We start from the raw sequence: 17,669 nt of genomic DNA on the forward strand, positions 1-17,669 counted from the left end.
GAACAAAACGGGCGGAATTTCGCTGTGCTGATTTCACTTCCTTTGGTTGGTTACGTTCTGAAGGCGGCAGTCAGGGACCGGTTGTTCCTATCGCTTGTTGTTCTGGTCGTTATAGGAACCAGCCTTTCCATCTTCCTCGGCAGTGCGGCCATCGTAGAAGCGGACCGGTTTGCGTTGGTCTTTGCGGCCAGCGGCCTGCGTCTGGCGGGGGTTGTCGGCCTGGTCTTGTTCGTGGTGTTCTATCTGCGGCGCTCTTTCGATCATAAGGATGTCGAATATTTGCTGTCCCGGTCGGTTAGCCGCACCGCGTTTTTATTATCCCATGCTCTGGCCCTGTCTGTTTTGGCTTTGTTTATGACCGTTCTTGTCTGTGGCGGTGTGTTCGCCGTTGCTCCTCATTTAGTAGCGACAGGATACGTTTTATGGAGCCTGAGCTTGCTGGTCGAGTTTATCATCATGGCTTTCGCGGCTCTTTTCTTTGCCATGGTTTTATCCAGTCCGACAACGGCCGCTTTGGCGACACTGGCGCTTTATGTGCTGGCGCGTATTATTGGCCAAATTCTGGGGATTATCGACGAGTATAATAACTTACCGATAATGGAGCGGACCATGGAGGTGATTTCCATGGTTGTGCCGCGGCTGGATCTTCTGGCCCAATCGAGCTGGCTGGTCTACGGGGACGCCACGCTATCGCCCGTATTTGTTATGGCTCAAGGTTTGTTTTATGGCGGCCTGCTTATAGCGGCGGCCTTGTTTGATTTAAAACGCAGGCAATTCTGATGCATCTTCGTCAGAATCATTATCCCGTTTATGTTTTCCTGTTTCTGGCTTTGATCGCCAATATAGTGATTTGGTCTTATGCGCGGGGAATTCAGGCGCAGTGGCTCAATGTGCCACCGGTTCCGGGGGAGAAGAGCGGCGCTATCATGGCGCTGGGCGACCCGGAATTTGCCTACAGGATGAGCGGTATAATGCTGCAAAATCTGGGAGATACGGGCGGCCGATCGACAAACCTGTCGGCTTACGACTATGACCGGCTGGGGCGCTGGCTGATGCTGATGGATCAATGGGATCCCCGGTCTGATTTCGCGCCGTATCTGGCGGCGTTTTATTTTGGCGCGGTGCCGGACACGGAAAAACTGACTCCGGTCGTTACCTATCTTGAAAAAGCCAGCGAATATCCGGGGGCAGAGAAGTGGCGCTGGCTGGGACAGGCCGTGTATTTGGCCCGTTTCCGTCAAAACGATCTGGAGACAGCCCAAAGACTGGCCAAAAAACTGGCGGCGATGGCTGAAAAAAATGATGATATGCCCATGTGGGCGCGGCAAATGCCAGCATTTATTATGACGGCAAAAGGGGAAAAAGAAGCAGCCTATGATTTGATGGTCGGCCTCTTGAAATCCCGTGCCGACCGGATGCAGGCGGCCGAGATCAATTTTATTCGCGATTATGTATGCCGCAAAGTGTTAAGCGAGAAAGAGGCGGAGAAAAACCCTCTTTGTGAAGACCTGCCTTAGGCGCTATGATAATGTCTGTGAAAAGCGGGGAGGGGCGTGCGTGCCGGTTTCTATCGAACAATTAAAATTCACAATTCCTGAAATACTCTCTCTGCTGGGCGTGGCGCAGTGTCTGTATGTTCTGGTCTATATGACGTTCCATGCCGGTGCCTGGCGTCAGGCTCTGGTGCCGTTCGCCTATTTTACGGTGATTGCCATTGCCTTTTTTCTCGATTTTGCCCAGCGCTTTATTGCTGAAATTATTCCGGCCTATGCGGTTTGGCAGCTTATAGAGTGGTTTCTGAGTATTCCGCTTGCGGTTTTGCTGATTATCCAGATTTTACAGGTCGGCCATTTACCATCGGGGCGGACGCTTTGGATACTTCCCTTGATGTTGGCTGCTTTTGGCGCGGCATGGGGCTTGGGGGCCCTTGATTCAGGCTGTGAAGGTGGGCGTGCGGATTGCACCGTGTACCATGACTGGATTATTGTGCTGGGGGTCGCCGCGGGAAGCCTGTCTATGGCGGTTTTATTACGGCATCAGAGCGAACTTCTCGGGCTGAAAAGCGGGGCGCACCAGAAACAGCAGCGTTACTGGCTGGTGCTGGCGCTGGTTTTCTCGTGTCTGGCGTTCCTGTTTTTCATGCTGGTAAGTATTACGCCTTTAATGGGAAATGTTGAAAATGCGGACATGGTGCGTACCTTCATCGGGCTGGCTTTCGTGTATCTGGCGGGAACCAGCTTGTTCCGCATTTATCCGCAGGCAGTTGTCACTGTTGCGACCCGGGGGAAAAATGAAACGCAGGATTTATCTGCGGATGAGGCCGCGCTGGCCCGGCGGATCGAGGCATTGATAGAAAACGAGAAAATATACCACGAGCCATCTTACACCCGGTCCGATTTGGCCCGGGAACTTGAGATTTCGGAAACGCAACTCTCGAAAATCATTAATATTCATTTCGGAAAGTCGTTTCCGCAGCTTTTGAATGAGAAAAGGATTGCCGATTCACGGCATTTTTTAGAGAAAACGGACGCCTCCATTCGCAAGATTGCCCTGGAATGCGGGTTTAATTCGGTCAGCTCCTTCAACCGGGTTTTTCGTCAGGTTTCCGGACAAACGCCAGGGGAATACCGTAACCGACTGAAAACAGTCGATAATAAATAAGCATTTTGTGATATTGTTTATTTAATATGGTAAATGGTCTCTATACCACTGATTTTCTTAATACTTTTTTTGCATTTTTGCAGCGAAACTGGACAAATGAGGGTGCAGTTTCGACAAAACCATAGTATACTGTGCGACGCAGGCTACTTTTGGGGAGAAGCTTGTTCCCACCAATGTCCCAAATGGACAAAAATTTTTAACTTACCAAATTGAAGGAGATGGAGTATGTCCCACTTTACCAATAAGGCCGACAGCAAACAGGCGGGTTTTACGCTTGTGGAATTGGCCATCGTTATGATTATTATCGGTCTTCTGATCGGCGGCGTCCTGAAGGGGCAAGAGCTGATCGGGAACGCACAGGTTACGTCCACCGTGGCCCAGATCAAGGCGATTGATGCCGCAACATCGTCATTTGATGATATGTATGACGGTATCCCCGGTGATATTGACGGAACGCGCTTGCCCGACTGTGCCGCTGCTTGTGCACCGGCTGTTGGCGCAACCACGAACAACGGCCAGATCGACAGCAGCTTTGCGGCAGCTCCTGCCCCTGAAGGGCGCGCCGCGTTTCTTCAGCTGAGTGCGGCTGACCTTCTGTCTGGTGTTGATATCAACGCCGGTCAGGTTTGGGGCGGTGAATTCCCTGAAGCTAAAATCCCCGGTGCCGGTTTCCATGCCGCATTCTGGGCTGGTGGCGCAACGCTTCCGAGCCAGCAAGGTGGGGTGGCTGCCGCTGTTCGCCGCGGTCATTACCTGGCTCTGCATGGAACGCAAAACGGCGCTGTTGACGGGGTTGGTACCCTGACGCCGCAGCAGGCTTTCCGGATCGATAACAAAATGGATGACGGCGTAGTCAACAGCGGTGGTGTTCTGGCCGCTGGGGCTGGTACCTGCATCAACGGTAACAACTACAATGAATCGAATGCGGGTGGTGTATGTAACCTGTACATCCGCTTCCAGAACTAAGCTTTTTAGTTCAATACGAATACGGGAAAGGCCTGCAGATGCAGGCCTTTTTCTTTTGTCTGAAAGAGGAAAGGATTAAGCGGCTTTTGCTTTCGATTGCGTCAAAGCATCAATCAGGGCATCGCCCATGCCGCCTGTTGAGACCTCTGTGCAGCCATCGGCCATGATGTCCGGTGTACGGATGCCGGAACTTAGAATGCTCTGTACGGCATTCTCCAGTGTATCGGCAAGATCACCGCGCGATAAAGAATAGCGCAATAGCATCGCAAAGCTTAAAATCGTGGCCAGCGGGTTGGCTTTGCCCTGACCGGCAATATCGGGAGCCGAGCCGTGCACAGGCTCATACAATCCCGGCGTTCCGGGGGCACCAAGCGATGCCGACGGCAGCATTCCCAGAGATCCGGTCAGCATCGCCGCCTCATCCGAGAGAATATCGCCAAACAAATTGTCTGTAACGATCACGTCAAACTGGCGCGGATTGCGGCAGAGCTGCATAGCGCCGTTATCGGCATACATATGCGATAGCGCAACATCGCTGTATCCTTCGGCATGCAGCTTTGTGACTTCTTCCCGCCACAAGATTCCGCTTTCCATGACATTGGATTTTTCCATCGAACACACCCGTCCCGCACGCTTCCGGGCCAGTTCAAAGGCGACCTGTGCGACGCGGCGAATTTCATTGGTTGTATAGACTTGCGTGTTAACGCCGCGGCGTTGACCGTCGGGCAGGGTTTCAATCCCGCGCGGTTCGCCAAAATAAACCCCGCCTGTAAGCTCGCGCACGATCAGGATATCCAGACCCCGAACAATCTCTTCCTTGAGCGTAGAGGCGCCCACAAGCGCGTCAAATACGATCGCCGGGCGCAAATTGGCAAACAGGTCCAGTTCCTTGCGCAGACGCAGTAACCCGGCTTCCGGGCGCTTGTCATAGGGCACGCCATCCCATTGCGGGCCGCCGACCGAAACCATCAGGATCGCATTACTGACTTTGGCTTTCTCAAGCGTTTCATCGGCCAGCGGCACGCCGTACGCGTCATAGGCATGCCCGCCGATATGGTCTTCCGTGATGGAGAAGGAGATATCCGTATTGTCTTCCAGCCAGTCAATCACTTTGCGGACTTCGACAATAACTTCCTGACTGATCCCGTCACCGGGCAGGAGGAGCAGGGAATGGGAACTCATCAAAAAATCTCCTTAAAATCTTACATCCACGACCGTTTTTGGCGATCTTGTTCTTCAAAGGCGGCAATCTTGCTTTCTTTTTCCAGCGTCAGGCCGATATCGTCCAGCCCGTTCAGCAGGCATTTCTTGCGAAAGGGATCAATATCAAAGCGGTATTCGCAGTTCGCCGCCCGGATAAGCTGTTTTTCAAGGTCAATCGTCATTTCATGGCCGTTTTCGGCATCCTTCATCAGGATATCAACCTGCTCAGCGGGCAGCTTGATCGGCAAAATCCCGTTTTTAAAGCTGTTGTTGTAGAAAATATCGGCAAAGGATGTCGAGATGATGCAACGTATGCCGAAATCCAGCAGCGCCCACGGCGCATGCTCGCGGCTGGACCCGCAGCCGAAATTATCCCCGGCGATCAGGATTTCCGCGCCGCGATACGGCTCCTTGTTCAAGATAAAATCCGGGTTTTCCGTACCATCTTCATCATAACGCAATTCATAAAAGGCACTCACGCCCAGCCCCGTCCGTTTGACAGTTTTCAGGAATTGCTTTGGGATAATCATATCCGTGTCGATATTGGCCAGCGGCAAAGGTGCGGCAATCGCGCTCAGGACGGTAAAGGGGTTCATTCTCTATTCCTCGTTCTTTTCCATCGTGTTCGACAGGCTACTATATTCATCCATTTTCATTTCGGCAAACGCTTCGAACAATGTCATATCGTAAAGCGCCGATTTTTCTTCGCGCATGCGTTTGAGAACGCCGGGGGTGGAGATATCTCGGTCGCCGAAATGCGGTCGCCACGTCTGGTAACCGTCAAAACTCTCGATAATCGCCGCCAGCCGCACCGGGGTGGAGAGTTGATCCCCGACCAGCCCTTTAAACCCGCTGCCATCCATGTTCTCATGATGGTTTGAAATGATATCGACCATCAGGTCAATAAAGGGGTGCGTAATGTGCCCCAGATGCTTTTCCACGATCTTGACGCCCAACTCCGTATGTGCCCGGCGCTGGTTTTTAATATCCTCGGACGGTTTGTCTTCCATGTCCCAGAGAGCCACGTCAATTTTCCGTTTGCCTATATCATGCGGCAACATCGCCCAGTAAAGATTCGTGCAGACCTGATAAGGCCATTTCAGGTGATGACAGGTCAGTTCCATCTCCCGCGCCGCGCGGTGAATATGCTCATGGAAGATATAGGTGGCGTCGGCCGGACGGTCGCGTTCGTAATCTTCAAGCCGCATAACCTCCAGCTCGATAAACGGTAGTATCTCGTCACGGAACACAGGGTCCGTTTCGACGTTAAAATGATCGGGCAGGTCGTTTTCCATGGAAATGGACCTACCACTAACCACAGATTTAGGCAATGGCATAAGCGGAATTTTGTGCAGGTAAAGGCGCGGAGAAAGCGTCTTTGGCAAGACGCAGCGCTTTTTGCCAGGGGGTCGGGCGGCCCGTTTCATACGATTGGCTGTGTGTAACGCCTTTCTGGGCTAAAAACGGCATATCTTCCAGTTTGGCCTGCTCGGCGACAACTTTGAAGTGACGCCCCAAGGTAGAGGCTAACGGTTCCAGCTCTCCGGATTTGCCGTTCATTATGTTCTTGACGCACGCACCGTCCAGCTTGATGCCGGAAAGGATGCCTTCTTTGTGTAGTAATCGCGCCAGCCGGGCGTTTTGAGCGGAATTGTTGATATAGTCGTCCATCACAACCGGATGTCCGTTTCCGTGCAGGGTTTTCAGGCGCCCCACGATGATATCTTCCTGACCGGCGGGAAAGGGGGCTTCGATGACTTCAAATTGAATATGTTGAGGCGGAATACCGTATGACCGCACAATTTGAGGCAGATTCTCGTAATCATTCGAGGCAACCGTATGCGGGTGAAGGTTAACGCTGATAACAAAATCAGATGGCAAATTGGACAACTGTATGCCTTGCTCCGGCAGTTTCTGTATGAAGCGGCAGGCGTGTTCCAGCATGATACGGTCGCAATAAGGTTCATGACCTTTGACAAAGGAGCCGGGACCGAGAATATCGCCGTTCTGGTTGATGCGAGCCAGAAGTTCGAAACCGACAAGCTTTCTGGAGCCGATATCGACGATCGGCTGTAATTCGGGGAACAGAACACCGTCAGGAAGCGTGCGCGGGCGCTTGACAGCTTTCTTGAAATTCGACCTATACATTAGTTACCGCAGTTTCTTGTGTAAGCTTCTGATAATAAAAAAAGCTAATATTATTTTCTATAAGGTACGTGAGAAAAGAAAGAAAAGTCAAACTTTATATGCAGCTTTCCGATATTTATAATGTTCGGATATCCGTAAGGTAGCCAGTGATGGCGGCGGCAGCGGCCATGGCCGGGGACATCAGGTGCGTACGGCCGCCACGGCCTTGTCGCCCTTCAAAATTCCGGTTGGATGTGGAAGCGCATCTTTCCCCCGGTTCCAGACGATCAGCATTCATCGCCAAACACATGGAGCATCCCGGTTCCCGCCATTCGAATCCGGCCTCGATAAAAATTTTATCCAGCCCTTCGGCCTCCGCTTGTTCTTTGACGAGGCCGGAGCCGGGTACAATCATCGCCAGCTTAACATTTTTAGCAACCTTGTTGCCTTTGGCGACATCAGCGGCCGCCCGCATGTCTTCGATCCGGGCATTGGTGCATGATCCGATAAATATCTTGTCTACCGGGATATCTGTCAATTTCGTTCCCGGTGTCAGGGCCATGTAATCCAGCGCCCGTTTCATCGCCTCATTCGTTGGCTCCGGCACACAGGCCGTAATCGGCAGGGCATCTTGCGGGCTGGTACCCCATGTAATGGTTGGGGCGATATCTTCGGCCTTGATAATGATTTCCTTGTCATAGGATGCGCCGGGATCAGAGGGCAGGGACGCCCAGTACGCCACAGCCTTATCCCATTCTGCGTCTGTGGGGGCATAGGGACGACCTTTCAGATAGACAAAGGTCTTGTCATCGGGGGCCACCATCCCCGCGCGGGCGCCGGCTTCGATCGCCATATTACAGACCGTCATGCGGCCCTCCATCGACAGGTCGCGGACAGCCTGCCCGGCAAATTCGATAACGTGGCCAGTCCCACCGGCGGTTCCGATCTCACCGATAATATGCAGGACCATGTCCTTGGCCGTTACCCCGGCAGGCAGGGAACCCTCGACGCTGATCCGCATGGTTTTGGACGGGGACTGGATAAGCGTCTGGGTCGCCAGAACATGCTCGACCTCTGATGTCCCGATCCCGAAGGCCAGCGCTCCAAACGCGCCGTGCGTTGCCGTGTGGCTGTCGCCACAGACAATCGTGGTGCCGGGCAGGGTAAAACCTTGCTCCGGGCCGATAATGTGGACGATACCTTGCCGCTTGTCGTTCATATCGAACAGGGTGACGCCAAATTCGTTGCAATTCGCACTCAGGGTATCAACCTGTATGCGGCTTTCTTCTTCCTTGATCCCTTGCGAACGGTCGGTTGTCGGCACGTTGTGATCGGCCACGGCCAGCGTCTTGTTGGTTGCGCGGACTTGACGGTCAGCCATGCGCAGCCCCTCAAAAGCTTGCGGACTGGTGACCTCATGCACCAAATGCCGGTCGATGTAGATCAGGCACGTGCCGTCTTCCTGCGTGTCGACCAGATGATCGGCCCAGATTTTTTCGTATAGAGTGCGCGGTTTTACAGGAGTTTTGTTCATTTTATTTTTAATAATATCTTAAAGTTTAATGGCTATATTCTAGGTAGTTTTGCGGTTAGGCCGCTGAAAAAGTATTTAGCATGAAAGACGCGGGCTGTGTCAATTACGGTGATGCACGTGGCTGGTGCCGAGGGAGATAAATTATGACAGAGTATGGTTTTAAAACAGGCGGAGGCATGGAAGATCTGATAGAAGCCGATATTGCTTCTGGTCGTGATGTTGCTTCCAACCGTGAGGCTTCTCCCAGCCGCGAGGTTGCCGTTAAACCTCAGGATCATGATATTGTCGCTGACGGCGGCGTAAAGGCCGCTATGAATACGAAGGCGCCCTTCAATGATGCGGGAATAAAAGCATCTATGGACTATGATGCGGCCAAGGATATGGTGGCAAACATGGATGTGAACAAAATTCCCGTTGTCGTTTACGACCAATCCCAGCGAGCCAAAATGCTGTTCGTCGACAAGGGGAATGATCGGGCCGAAGGCATGTCAGTCAGAAGTTTTGGCCGCAGATATGGCGAGGACGGCGCCACAACAATACAAGATTATAAGCAGGCGTACGAAAAACTTCAGGAAAACGAAAGTATTCTGCCGTCCAATATAGCGGATAAATTGCCGGCTATGGCGCAGAGAATAGAAGTGTTGGATGCTGAACAGCGGGACCTTGCGCGCAGCGCGGCCACGGGGCCGGCGTCTTCCTCGCCCGAACCGCCCTCTGTCGGCGGAGGCATAGGTGGCTGGGGTTAATGATAAATTAACTATTCAGCGATACCATCGTGCGCAAGCCTAGATGTGAACAGGAGAATTAAAGATGGCAAACAGATCCGTCCCGACCATTGCAAGTGCCGCCGTATTAGGATTGTCGCTTAACGCGTCTGCCTTTGGCTTTGGGCAGGTCGACGAAGATCTGCTCGTCGGTGAAGAGCTAAACAAACAGGGACAGGTTGTTCATCTCGTGCATGATTGCGGTTTCATGGATTGCGGTCTGGAAGAGCTTACCGATGATGAATTCGCGGATGAATACGGCGAAAAAGGGATCCGGACGGTTGATGACCGCATTGCCGATTATAATGATCGCCAGCAACAAATGGGTGAATATGCGGAAGATATTATCAAGCGCATTAATTCACCGGGCATCACGCAGATTTACAATGACACCGTAAAGAACGAAGGTCTGCAGTCCGCCGTTAATCAGGTGGGAATTGCGTTGGAACGCGGCTATTCACCGTCCCAGAGAGAAGAGTTGGGTTTAACGGAGTCATGGAACAAACTCAGAGAGCTTGCCGTGGAAAACCGTATGGATGAATTCCGTTTGAACGATCTGGCCGAAGAGCTGAAAGAGGAAGGGAAATCCTGGACGTTTAAGGGGTTCACTCCCGGTCTGTAATCCGGCCGGGACAAGAAAGCGAAAATAAAAAAAGCGCGGACATATCAGCCGCGCTTTTTGTTTGTTCCGATGTAAAAAAGAAAAATTAGTTCTTTTCTTCTTTCGTTTCGATGCTGTGACCGGTCGTACGCTCGGAAATACGGGCTTTTTTACCGCGCAGATCACGCAAGTAGTACAGTTTTGCCCGGCGAACGGAACCGCGGCGGATCAGTTCGATGCTGTCGATCCGCGGAGAGTAAAGCGGGAATACACGCTCTACGCCTTCGCCATAGCTGATTTTACGAACGGTGAAGCTGGAGTTAATGCCATCATTGGCACGCGCGATGCAAACGCCTTCATAGGCCTGAATCCGCTCGCGTTCGCCTTCCTTGATCTTCACGTTAACTTTAACGGTGTCACCGGCGGAAAAAGCCGGGAAATTTTTGTCGGCCTGAATCTGCTCCAGATTTTTGGCTTCAAATTTTTGCAGTGTGTTCATTGGTCTTTCCTTTCCCTTGTCAGGGCCCGAAATCCATGGCTTTCGCCACAGGCGGCCCGTTTGTCTTTTTACGGGGTTAAAAATCAGAGGGCTTTGTACAGGGAAATACAGGGCAATGCAAGTATTTCTTTTACTAAATACGCATGCCGATGCATGAGAACGAGACATTTTTTTGTGGCGCCCCATATAGATTTATGAGATAAACCATCAAAAGAATATTACAACAATATGAAAATATAAGGGTGTTTAAAATGTTGGCTCGTAAAGATACAATATATCTTGGTAATGAATGGTCCCGCGTGGCGGCGCGCATCTGGGACAGGCACAAGTCTAAAATAGTCGCAACAACCTTGACGGCTTTGGTGGTTACGGGGATGTCCGAACCGGAAAGCGGTCAACCGGCACAGAAGGGCCAGACTGCGGCTGCTGCTCACCAGCCAAAGCCTTAATCGCTCAGCAAATCCGGGCGCCGGGCGTGGGTCAGGGCTTTGGCCTGTTCGTGCCGCCATTCGGCAATTTTTCCATGATCGCCGGTTTTCAGGATATCTGGAACGCTTAAAACGCGGCCGTCGGCTGTTTCCCAGTCGGCAGGGCGGGTATAGTGCGGGTATTCCAGCAAGCCGCCCGTACTCTCGGCAAAGCTTTCTTCGCTGACGGTCTCATTATTGCCCATCACACCGGGCAGCAGGCGAATGCACGCATCCATCATCAGGAGCGCCGCCGGTTCTCCGCCGGATAGAACAAAGTCACCCACCGAGATTTCCTCGAACGCATGGGCATCCAGAACTCTCTGATCCACGCCTTCATAACGCCCGCAGAGCAGAGTGACTTCCGGCTGCGCAGTCAATTCCTCGGCCAAACGCTGGTTAAAAACCCGGCCGCGTGGCGAGAGATAGATTTTCCGGCCCGGTCGGGGCAGCGCCAAAAGGGCTTTTTCGATCACATCGGCCCGCATCACCATACCCGCGCCGCCGCCATAGGGCGTATCATCGACGGTTTTGTGGACGCCCTCGGCGAAATCGCGGATATTCACGGCCTCATACGACCAGTCACCGCGCTCCAGTGCTTTTCCGGCCAGTGAATGGCCCAGAAAGCCGGGAAACATTTCCGGGAATAATGTCAGCAGGTTGAATTTCATGTCATTAACGGCGTTAAATCGTTCATGTCGTTGATAATGAGGCGTGCGCCGGCATCAATCAAGCCCTGTATCCGGGCGGAATGATCGCCTTCGCGCTCGATGATAAAGCCGATGGGCGCCATTCCGGCATTTGTGCCCGCTGCCATATCCAGAACATTGTCTCCGATATAGGCGGTATGTAGGGGCGAAAATCCCATAGCCGCGGCAGCCTGAAGCAGGATATCCGGCGCGGGTTTGGGAGCTATGCCGTCTTTCAGGCAAAATACAAGATCGTTAAAGCGGGCTGCCAGCTCCGTCATATTATCCAGATCCATATGAATCTTGGCAGGCTTTTTATTGGTCGCCATCGCGTAGCGGCCCGGATGCGCGTCCAGAAAATCGAGGGCTCCGGTGGCATACGGGGGCTGATGGTCACGGAATAACGTTTTTCGCAAAGCCCCGCGGCGGGCAATAAAAGAATCCACATAATCGGCGGACTCTAACCCGAACTGTTGAAAAACAACGCTCAGCTTATCTTCTTCATTTTTTCCGGCCAGCGTCCGGACATAGGTGGGGGATAACCTCTCGGTTTTTCCGGCCATTTCCAAAGCTTCGTTCAGCAAGTCACAATCGAAATAGGCAAAAACAGATTCCGTATCAACCAGCGTCCCGTCAAAGTCAAACAGGACATTATCAAACGATAAATCATCGGGCCGACCGTATAGGATCATCGCAGCCCTTCCGGGATTTCAACGGTGACAACGCCGCCCTCTATATCCGTCTGCAAAACATACTGGTCGGCGAAAGGCAGGTAAAAACTGGCACCGCTTTCAGGCTTGATATCCAGTAACGGTCCGGCCCCGAAATCATCGACGCCAATGATGTGCCCGATGGTGCTACCGTCTTTGGCGACGACCGTTATGCCGATCATGTCTTCGAAATAAATTTCTCCGTCTTCCGGAGCGGGCAGGGCGTCGCGGTCGATCCACAACGCCGTTCCGTGCAGTTTTTCGGCGGCAGTGCGGTCGGAAATGCCGTCCACAGCGGCCAGCCAGTATTTGCCCATGGAGTTTTTCATGGTGAGGGTAACGGAATCCGTCCCCCCATCACTTGTATAGAGCGTGCCGTTCAGCAGCGTAACGTCCTCGGCATACACCAGAACCTTCACCAGACCCTTAATCCCGTGTGCGGCTGTGATTTTGCCAAGGAGAATACGTTTGCTCATAGTTTCCCTTAAAATAAAAAAGGCCACAGGCAGGGGCAGGGGTGAACCCGGCATGCGCTGTGGCCCTTGGAACCGATATTACTCGGCTTTTTTCTCTTCTTCAGCTTCAGCCGGTGCTTCAGCAGCAGCTTCCTCAGCCGGTGCTTCAGCAGCAGCTTCTTCCGCGGGAGCTTCAGCAGCGGCTTCCTCAGCCGGTGCTTCTTCAGCGGGAGCCTCTTCAGCCGGTGCTTCAGCAGCAGCTTTGGCTTCTTCTTCAGCCTGTTTGGCGGCTTCGGCGGCAGCTTCAGCTTTGTCCGCTTTGTCTTTTATCCGCTCTTGAGCTTTTTGGCCCGGTGCGGATTTTTGAGGTGTTTCGTTCCATTTCGGCATGTCGATGATACCGGCCTGGCCCAGGAAACGGGCAACGCGCGAAGACGGCTCAGCCCCTTGGGACAGCCAGTACTTGATGCGTTCCTCGTTCAGGACAATGCGGCGCTCGTCGCCGGTTGCCAGCAACGGGTTGTGCGTGCCCAGCTTTTCGATGTAACGGCCGTCACGCGGAGCGCGGCGGTCTGCCACAACGATGCTGTAGTGCGGGCGTCCTTTACGTCCCCCGCGGGACATTCTGATTGATAGTGCCATTTTAGTTTTCTCCTTTGGTTTTTAGTCAGTTCGTTTGTTAGATCAAAATTGAATATCTATCGCTTTTTCCCCTTCTTGCGGTCCTTTTTCTTGCCGCCGTGGGAAAAGCCGCCCAGACCACTAAGGCCGGGCATGTCAGCAAATGGGTTTGCGCCGGGTAGAGACTGGCCGGGTTGTAAAAACGGGTTCGCGCCCAGAGCGCCTTTGTCGGCCTGCGCCATATCGGCGGCCACCGCATCGGGGTCGAGGCTTTGCATCATCAGGTCGGCTTCCGCGCCGCCGCCCATCATGTCCTTCATCATGCCCATCATTTTGCCCATGCCCATTTTCTTCATGCGCTTCATCATGACCTGCATTTGCTCAAGCTGTTTGACCAGCTTGTTGACGTCCTGCACGGTCATGCCTGATCCGGCGGCAATCCGTTTGCGGCGGGACGCGTTCAGGGTTTTCGGCTTGCTGCGCTCTTCCGGGGTCATCGACAGGATAATCGCTTCCTGGCGCTTGAGAATTTTGTCATCCATCCCGGCTTCTTCGAGCTGGGCCGCCATCTTGCCAAGGCCGGGCAGCATTTTCATGATTGAGCCTGCGCCGCCCATTTTGCTGATCTGCTTCATTTGCGAGAGCAGGTCGTTAAAATCGAACTGACCCTTGCTGAACTTCTTGGCCATTTTGGCCGCTTCTTCCTGGTCGACCGTTTCGGCGGCTTTCTCAACCAGGCTGACAACATCCCCCATGCCCAGGATACGCCCGGTCATCCGGTCCGGGTGGAACGGCTCCAGCGCATCCCATTTTTCGCCGATCCCCAGCAGTTTCACCGGCTTGCCGGTCACGGCCTTCATCGACATCGCCGCACCGCCGCGCGCATCGCCGTCGATCCGGGTCAGCATCACGCCGGTAATGCCGACTTTCTCATCAAACTTTTGTGCGGTGTTCACGGCATCCTGCCCGGTCATCGCATCGGCGACCAGCAGCGTTTCAACCGGGTGCGTCGCGGCTTTGACGTCCGCGACTTCCTGCATCAGCTCCTCATCGATCGACAGGCGGCCTGCCGTATCGAGGATCACAACATCATAGCCTTCCTTGCGGGCGGTATCCATGGCGCGCGCGGTAATCTCCAGCGGCTTTTGGCCTCGACGATTTCCAGCGTCGCGACGCCGGTCTGCTCCCCAAGCTGCTTAAGCTGCTCCTGCGCTGCCGGACGGTGAATGTCGAGCGAAGCCATCAGCACTTTGCGTTTATGCTTGTCGGTCAGGAATTTCGCGATTTTCGCGGTGCTGGTCGTTTTACCGGACCCCTGTAAACCAACCATCAGGTAGGCGCTCGGCGGATTACCGAATTGCAGGTCCGCGGTTTCGTCGCCGAGCATTTCGATCATCGCATCGTGGACGATCTTTACAACTTGCTGAACCGGGTTCACGCCCTTGATAACGTCCTGTCCGATCGCCAGTTCCTTAACGCGTTCGACAAAGGCTTTGACAACCGGCAGGGCAACGTCGGCCTCCAGCAGCGCGACCTTGATTTCGCGCATCGCGGCATCGACATCGGCTTCCTTCAGGGCGCCTTTGCCTTTAAGCTTGTCAAATACGCCGCCGAGGCGGGAGCTAAGAGTCTCAAACATTTACAGTCCAATGCTAACAAAACAGTTTAACCGCCATGAGCGATCCTATTCGCCGGTGACGGAGTATCCTTGGACACGACTTTGCAATGCAATTTGCGGGCAATGTCATGAAATTTGTGGGTTTTATAAGCGCATTTCCCGTGATATGCAAGGATTATGTTGAGATTCAAAAAAATGCACGGGCTGGGCAATGATTTCATTATTATCGACCAGCGACAAAATCAGATTACTCTACCGACAGAAGCGATCCGGCGTCTGGCCAACCGTAAGAGGGGCATAGGCTGTGACCAGCTCGTGGTGATGGAGGCGTCTGAAAAAGCAGATGTCTTCATGCGGATATATAATGCCGATGGCGGTGAAGTCGGGGCCTGTGGCAATGCCACGCGCTGCGTTGCCCATATTGTTATGAAGGAACAGAATACGGAGCAATGTACGATAGAGACGGTTTCCGGCATTCTGGAATGCAAGATGGAGGGTGACCATGCGGTGACGGTTAACATGGGGGCGCCGCGTCTGAGCTGGCAGAATATCCCCTTGTCACAGGAAATGGACACGATGGCGCTGTCGGTGCAAATGGCGGGGCTGGAACCGCCGCTGGCCGTTAATATCGGCAATCCGCACTGCATTTTTATCGTTGATAACGTCGAAACCGCGCCGCTGGAGCAAATCGGTCCGGTCATGGAAAAGCACCCGTTATTCCCCGAACGCACCAATGTTGAGCTGATACAGGTGCTGGAGCCACGAAAACTGCGTGTCCGGGTTTGGGAACGGGGGTGCGGTGTTACCGAATCTTGCGGAACAGGCGCGTGTGCGTCTCTTGTGGCAGCCGTTCGCAAAGGCCTGTGCCGAAGAAATGCCGAAATTATCCTCGATGGAGGTTCGTTGTCGATCGAATGGCGGCGCGAGGACGACCATATCCTGATGACCGGCCCGATCGCTTACGTTTTCGAAGGGGCTGTTTAGGTCAGGGCTGGTTCAATGCCAGTTTTTCTAAAGGGGGAGGCTGTTTCGAGGGCTCATCATGAACGTCTGCGGCTTCATGGGCGGCTGTTACGCTTTGATTACTCTCATGCTGTTGGCTGATTTGCCAGGCCAAAGTACCACCAAACGCAAAGGCAATGGCCAGAATTCCTGGAACGATCGACCCTCCGGTGGCTTGGTCGTGAAACAGGCGCCGCATGGGCCGTTTCTCAAAACCGGATTTTTCCATTATGTTTTTTCCCTTCCGAATCCAGAAATGATCCGAAAAGAAGTCTATTCATTTTTGAAAAAATCTTTCAAGGAATATCGAAATATATATGCCGGGTTGTCATACTATGTTTGACGCAGACCGTAAGAATCCACTATAAAACGTTTTTTTATTTGTCATCCTGAGCGTTAGCGAAGGATCTTTAAACGTGAAGGCAGGGCAAAGATTCTTCGTTTCACTCAGAATGACAGAAGCAAAAGGCATCATGGAAAAGAAGGAACCGCAGGTCGTAACATTTGGCTGTCGCCTCAATACCTATGAGAGCGAGGTCATGAAAAAGCATGCCCGCAATGCCGGGTTGACCGACGCTGTGATTTTCAATAGCTGCGCCGTGACGAAAGAGGCCGAACGGCAGCTGCGTCAGGCTATCCGCAAAACCCGTCGTGAAAATCCGGAAACCAAGATCATCGTCACGGGCTGTGCCGCCCAGATTTCCCCAGACCAGTATGGCGGGATGGAAGAAATTGATCTCGTTATTGGTAACGACCTGAAAATGAAGGCCGAGACATGGGGCGCGCCGCCGGCCGAGAAAGTCATCGTCAACGACATTATGGCGGTCAGGGAAACGGCGCCGCAACTGGTCGAGGGGCTGGAAGGCCGCACCCGCGCCTTTGTTCAGGTGCAAAACGGCTGCGATCATCGCTGTACCTTTTGTATCATTCCCTATGGCCGGGGGAATTCTCGCTCCGTTTCTATTCCCGATATCGTTGCCGAAGTAAAACGGCTGGTTGAAAACGGCTATGCCGAAATTGTCCTGACCGGGGTGGATATTGCTTCTTACGGTACGGACCTGCCGGGCGAGCCGACGCTGGGTTATATGATTTCCCGTGTGCTCGCCTTTGTCCCGGATGTAAAGCGCCTGCGCTTGTCATCCATGGATCCGGCGGCGATTGACGATGATATCTGGAAGCTGATTGCCGAAGACGAACGCTTCATGCCGCATCTGCATCTCTCGCTGCAGGCCGGGGATGACATGATCCTGAAACGCATGAAACGTCGCCATAATCGTCAGGATGTGATTGATCTGTGCGCGCGGGCGCGCTCTTACCGTCCGGATATGGTGTTTGGCGCCGATATTATTGCCGGGTTCCCGACCGAAACCGACGAGATGTTCGAGAACACCCTGCGCATCGTTGAAGAAGCCGGAATTATTCACCCGCACGTTTTCCCGTATTCCGAGCGCGAAGGCACGCCTGCCGCGCGGATGCCCGCTGTTGATGTGCCGGTTCGCAAGGAACGGGCCGCCCGTTTGAGAGAAGCCGGGGACTCCGAATTGCAAAAATTTTTGAAGACACGGTTGAATAAGATTGAAAAAATTCTGGTAGAAAAAGATAATACGGGCCGAACTGAGCACTTTGTGATGGTGACGCTGGACAGGGATGTGCCGGCCGGCTCTATCGTGACGGCAAAGGTCACAGGGCAAGAGGGAGACAGGCTGACGGCCTGTATTGAACAAAACGCGGCATAAGAGCCGCCAACATTAA

General features: G+C 53.2%; 20 protein-coding genes and 1 pseudogene. 9 read left to right on the forward strand and 12 right to left on the reverse strand.

What is annotated here, in order from left to right:
- The first annotated feature begins 24 nt into the window (after positions 1–24).
- From H6868_06015 to H6868_06030, 4 genes are all read left to right on the forward strand, one after another.
- Positions 25–780, forward strand: coding sequence for a hypothetical protein (locus H6868_06015; GenBank protein ID MCB9988874.1), 756 nt, complete (start codon positions 25–27; stop codon positions 778–780).
- On the forward strand, positions 780–1,517 hold the full coding sequence (locus H6868_06020) for a hypothetical protein (protein MCB9988875.1): 738 nt from the start codon (positions 780–782) through the stop codon (positions 1,515–1,517). Before H6868_06015 ends, H6868_06020 begins: the two co-directional genes overlap by 1 nt.
- Complete coding sequence (locus H6868_06025) at positions 1,501–2,661, forward strand: helix-turn-helix transcriptional regulator (GenBank protein ID MCB9988876.1); 1,161 nt, start codon at positions 1,501–1,503, stop codon at positions 2,659–2,661. The genes H6868_06020 and H6868_06025 overlap by 17 nt, the downstream gene beginning before the upstream one ends.
- A gap of 225 nt (positions 2,662–2,886) precedes the next feature.
- Positions 2,887–3,627: a prepilin-type N-terminal cleavage/methylation domain-containing protein gene (locus tag H6868_06030; GenBank protein MCB9988877.1), complete on the forward strand. Its 741-nt coding sequence runs from the start codon at positions 2,887–2,889 to the stop codon at positions 3,625–3,627.
- Between the two features lie 75 nt (positions 3,628–3,702).
- Here H6868_06030 and leuB read toward each other — a convergent pair whose 3' ends face one another.
- The 5 genes from leuB to leuC all read right to left on the reverse strand — a co-directional run bounded on the left by leuB (position 3,703) and on the right by leuC (position 8,491).
- Positions 3,703–4,809 carry a 3-isopropylmalate dehydrogenase gene (gene leuB / locus H6868_06035; GenBank protein MCB9988878.1) on the reverse strand — a complete coding sequence of 369 codons (1,107 nt, stop codon included), beginning with the start codon at positions 4,807–4,809 and terminating at the stop codon, positions 3,703–3,705.
- 20 nt (positions 4,810–4,829) lie between these two features.
- A complete protein-coding gene (gene leuD / locus H6868_06040) occupies positions 4,830–5,426 on the reverse strand; it encodes a 3-isopropylmalate dehydratase small subunit (GenBank protein ID MCB9988879.1) in 597 nt (198 codons plus the stop codon).
- Between the two features lie 3 nt (positions 5,427–5,429).
- The gene (locus H6868_06045) at positions 5,430–6,125 is read right to left on the reverse strand and encodes an HD domain-containing protein (protein ID MCB9988880.1); all 696 of its coding nucleotides are present in this window, start codon (positions 6,123–6,125) and stop codon (positions 5,430–5,432) included.
- Between the two features lie 28 nt (positions 6,126–6,153).
- Positions 6,154–6,978 (reverse strand): EAL domain-containing protein, encoded by an 825-nt coding sequence (locus H6868_06050; GenBank protein MCB9988881.1) that lies wholly within the window; start codon positions 6,976–6,978, stop codon positions 6,154–6,156.
- Positions 6,979–7,093: 115 nt separating this feature from the next.
- Positions 7,094–8,491 carry a 3-isopropylmalate dehydratase large subunit gene (leuC, locus tag H6868_06055; protein ID MCB9988882.1) on the reverse strand — a complete coding sequence of 466 codons (1,398 nt, stop codon included), beginning with the start codon at positions 8,489–8,491 and terminating at the stop codon, positions 7,094–7,096.
- Between the two features lie 176 nt (positions 8,492–8,667).
- Here leuC and H6868_06060 point away from each other — a divergent pair, with 176 nt between their 5' ends.
- Both H6868_06060 and H6868_06065 read left to right on the forward strand, forming a co-directional pair.
- Positions 8,668–9,237: a hypothetical protein gene (locus H6868_06060; GenBank protein ID MCB9988883.1), complete on the forward strand. Its 570-nt coding sequence runs from the start codon at positions 8,668–8,670 to the stop codon at positions 9,235–9,237.
- Positions 9,238–9,301: 64 nt separating this feature from the next.
- On the forward strand, positions 9,302–9,877 hold the full coding sequence (locus tag H6868_06065) for a hypothetical protein (protein ID MCB9988884.1): 576 nt from the start codon (positions 9,302–9,304) through the stop codon (positions 9,875–9,877).
- A gap of 85 nt (positions 9,878–9,962) precedes the next feature.
- On the opposite strand, the gene rplS is transcribed toward H6868_06065, so the two are convergent.
- On the reverse strand, positions 9,963–10,346 hold the full coding sequence (gene rplS / locus H6868_06070) for a 50S ribosomal protein L19 (protein ID MCB9988885.1): 384 nt from the start codon (positions 10,344–10,346) through the stop codon (positions 9,963–9,965).
- A gap of 260 nt (positions 10,347–10,606) precedes the next feature.
- Here rplS and H6868_06075 point away from each other — a divergent pair, with 260 nt between their 5' ends.
- Entirely contained in the window at positions 10,607–10,804 is a 198-nt protein-coding gene (locus H6868_06075; protein ID MCB9988886.1) for a hypothetical protein, read from the forward strand.
- Here the strand turns inward: H6868_06075 and trmD are convergent.
- The 5 genes and pseudogenes from trmD to ffh form a co-directional block, all read right to left on the reverse strand.
- Positions 10,801–11,493, reverse strand: coding sequence for a tRNA (guanosine(37)-N1)-methyltransferase TrmD (trmD, locus tag H6868_06080; protein ID MCB9988887.1), 693 nt, complete (start codon positions 11,491–11,493; stop codon positions 10,801–10,803). The two genes, H6868_06075 and trmD, sit on opposite strands and share 4 nt — an antisense overlap.
- Positions 11,490–12,203 carry an HAD family phosphatase gene (locus tag H6868_06085; protein ID MCB9988888.1) on the reverse strand — a complete coding sequence of 238 codons (714 nt, stop codon included), beginning with the start codon at positions 12,201–12,203 and terminating at the stop codon, positions 11,490–11,492. Before H6868_06085 ends, trmD begins: the two co-directional genes overlap by 4 nt.
- Entirely contained in the window at positions 12,200–12,697 is a 498-nt protein-coding gene (rimM, locus tag H6868_06090; GenBank protein MCB9988889.1) for a 16S rRNA processing protein RimM, read from the reverse strand. The genes H6868_06085 and rimM overlap by 4 nt, the downstream gene beginning before the upstream one ends.
- A gap of 78 nt (positions 12,698–12,775) precedes the next feature.
- Positions 12,776–13,318, reverse strand: coding sequence for a 30S ribosomal protein S16 (gene rpsP, locus H6868_06095; GenBank protein ID MCB9988890.1), 543 nt, complete (start codon positions 13,316–13,318; stop codon positions 12,776–12,778).
- A 56-nt stretch (positions 13,319–13,374) separates the two neighbouring features.
- Positions 13,375–14,936, reverse strand: a pseudogene (gene ffh, locus H6868_06100) (signal recognition particle protein).
- A gap of 153 nt (positions 14,937–15,089) precedes the next feature.
- Between ffh and H6868_06105 the strand changes: the two are divergent.
- A complete protein-coding gene (locus tag H6868_06105) occupies positions 15,090–15,899 on the forward strand; it encodes a diaminopimelate epimerase (GenBank protein MCB9988891.1) in 810 nt (269 codons plus the stop codon).
- A 1-nt stretch (position 15,900) separates the two neighbouring features.
- On the opposite strand, the gene H6868_06110 is transcribed toward H6868_06105, so the two are convergent.
- A complete protein-coding gene (locus H6868_06110; GenBank protein ID MCB9988892.1) occupies positions 15,901–16,146 on the reverse strand; it encodes a hypothetical protein in 246 nt (81 codons plus the stop codon).
- A gap of 223 nt (positions 16,147–16,369) precedes the next feature.
- Here H6868_06110 and mtaB point away from each other — a divergent pair, with 223 nt between their 5' ends.
- Positions 16,370–17,653: a tRNA (N(6)-L-threonylcarbamoyladenosine(37)-C(2))-methylthiotransferase MtaB gene (mtaB, locus tag H6868_06115; GenBank protein ID MCB9988893.1), complete on the forward strand. Its 1,284-nt coding sequence runs from the start codon at positions 16,370–16,372 to the stop codon at positions 17,651–17,653.
- Positions 17,654–17,669: the final 16 nt, after the last annotated feature.

The organism is Rhodospirillales bacterium, from assembly GCA_020638175.1.
Classification (GTDB): domain Bacteria; phylum Pseudomonadota; class Alphaproteobacteria; order Micavibrionales; family Micavibrionaceae; genus JACKJA01.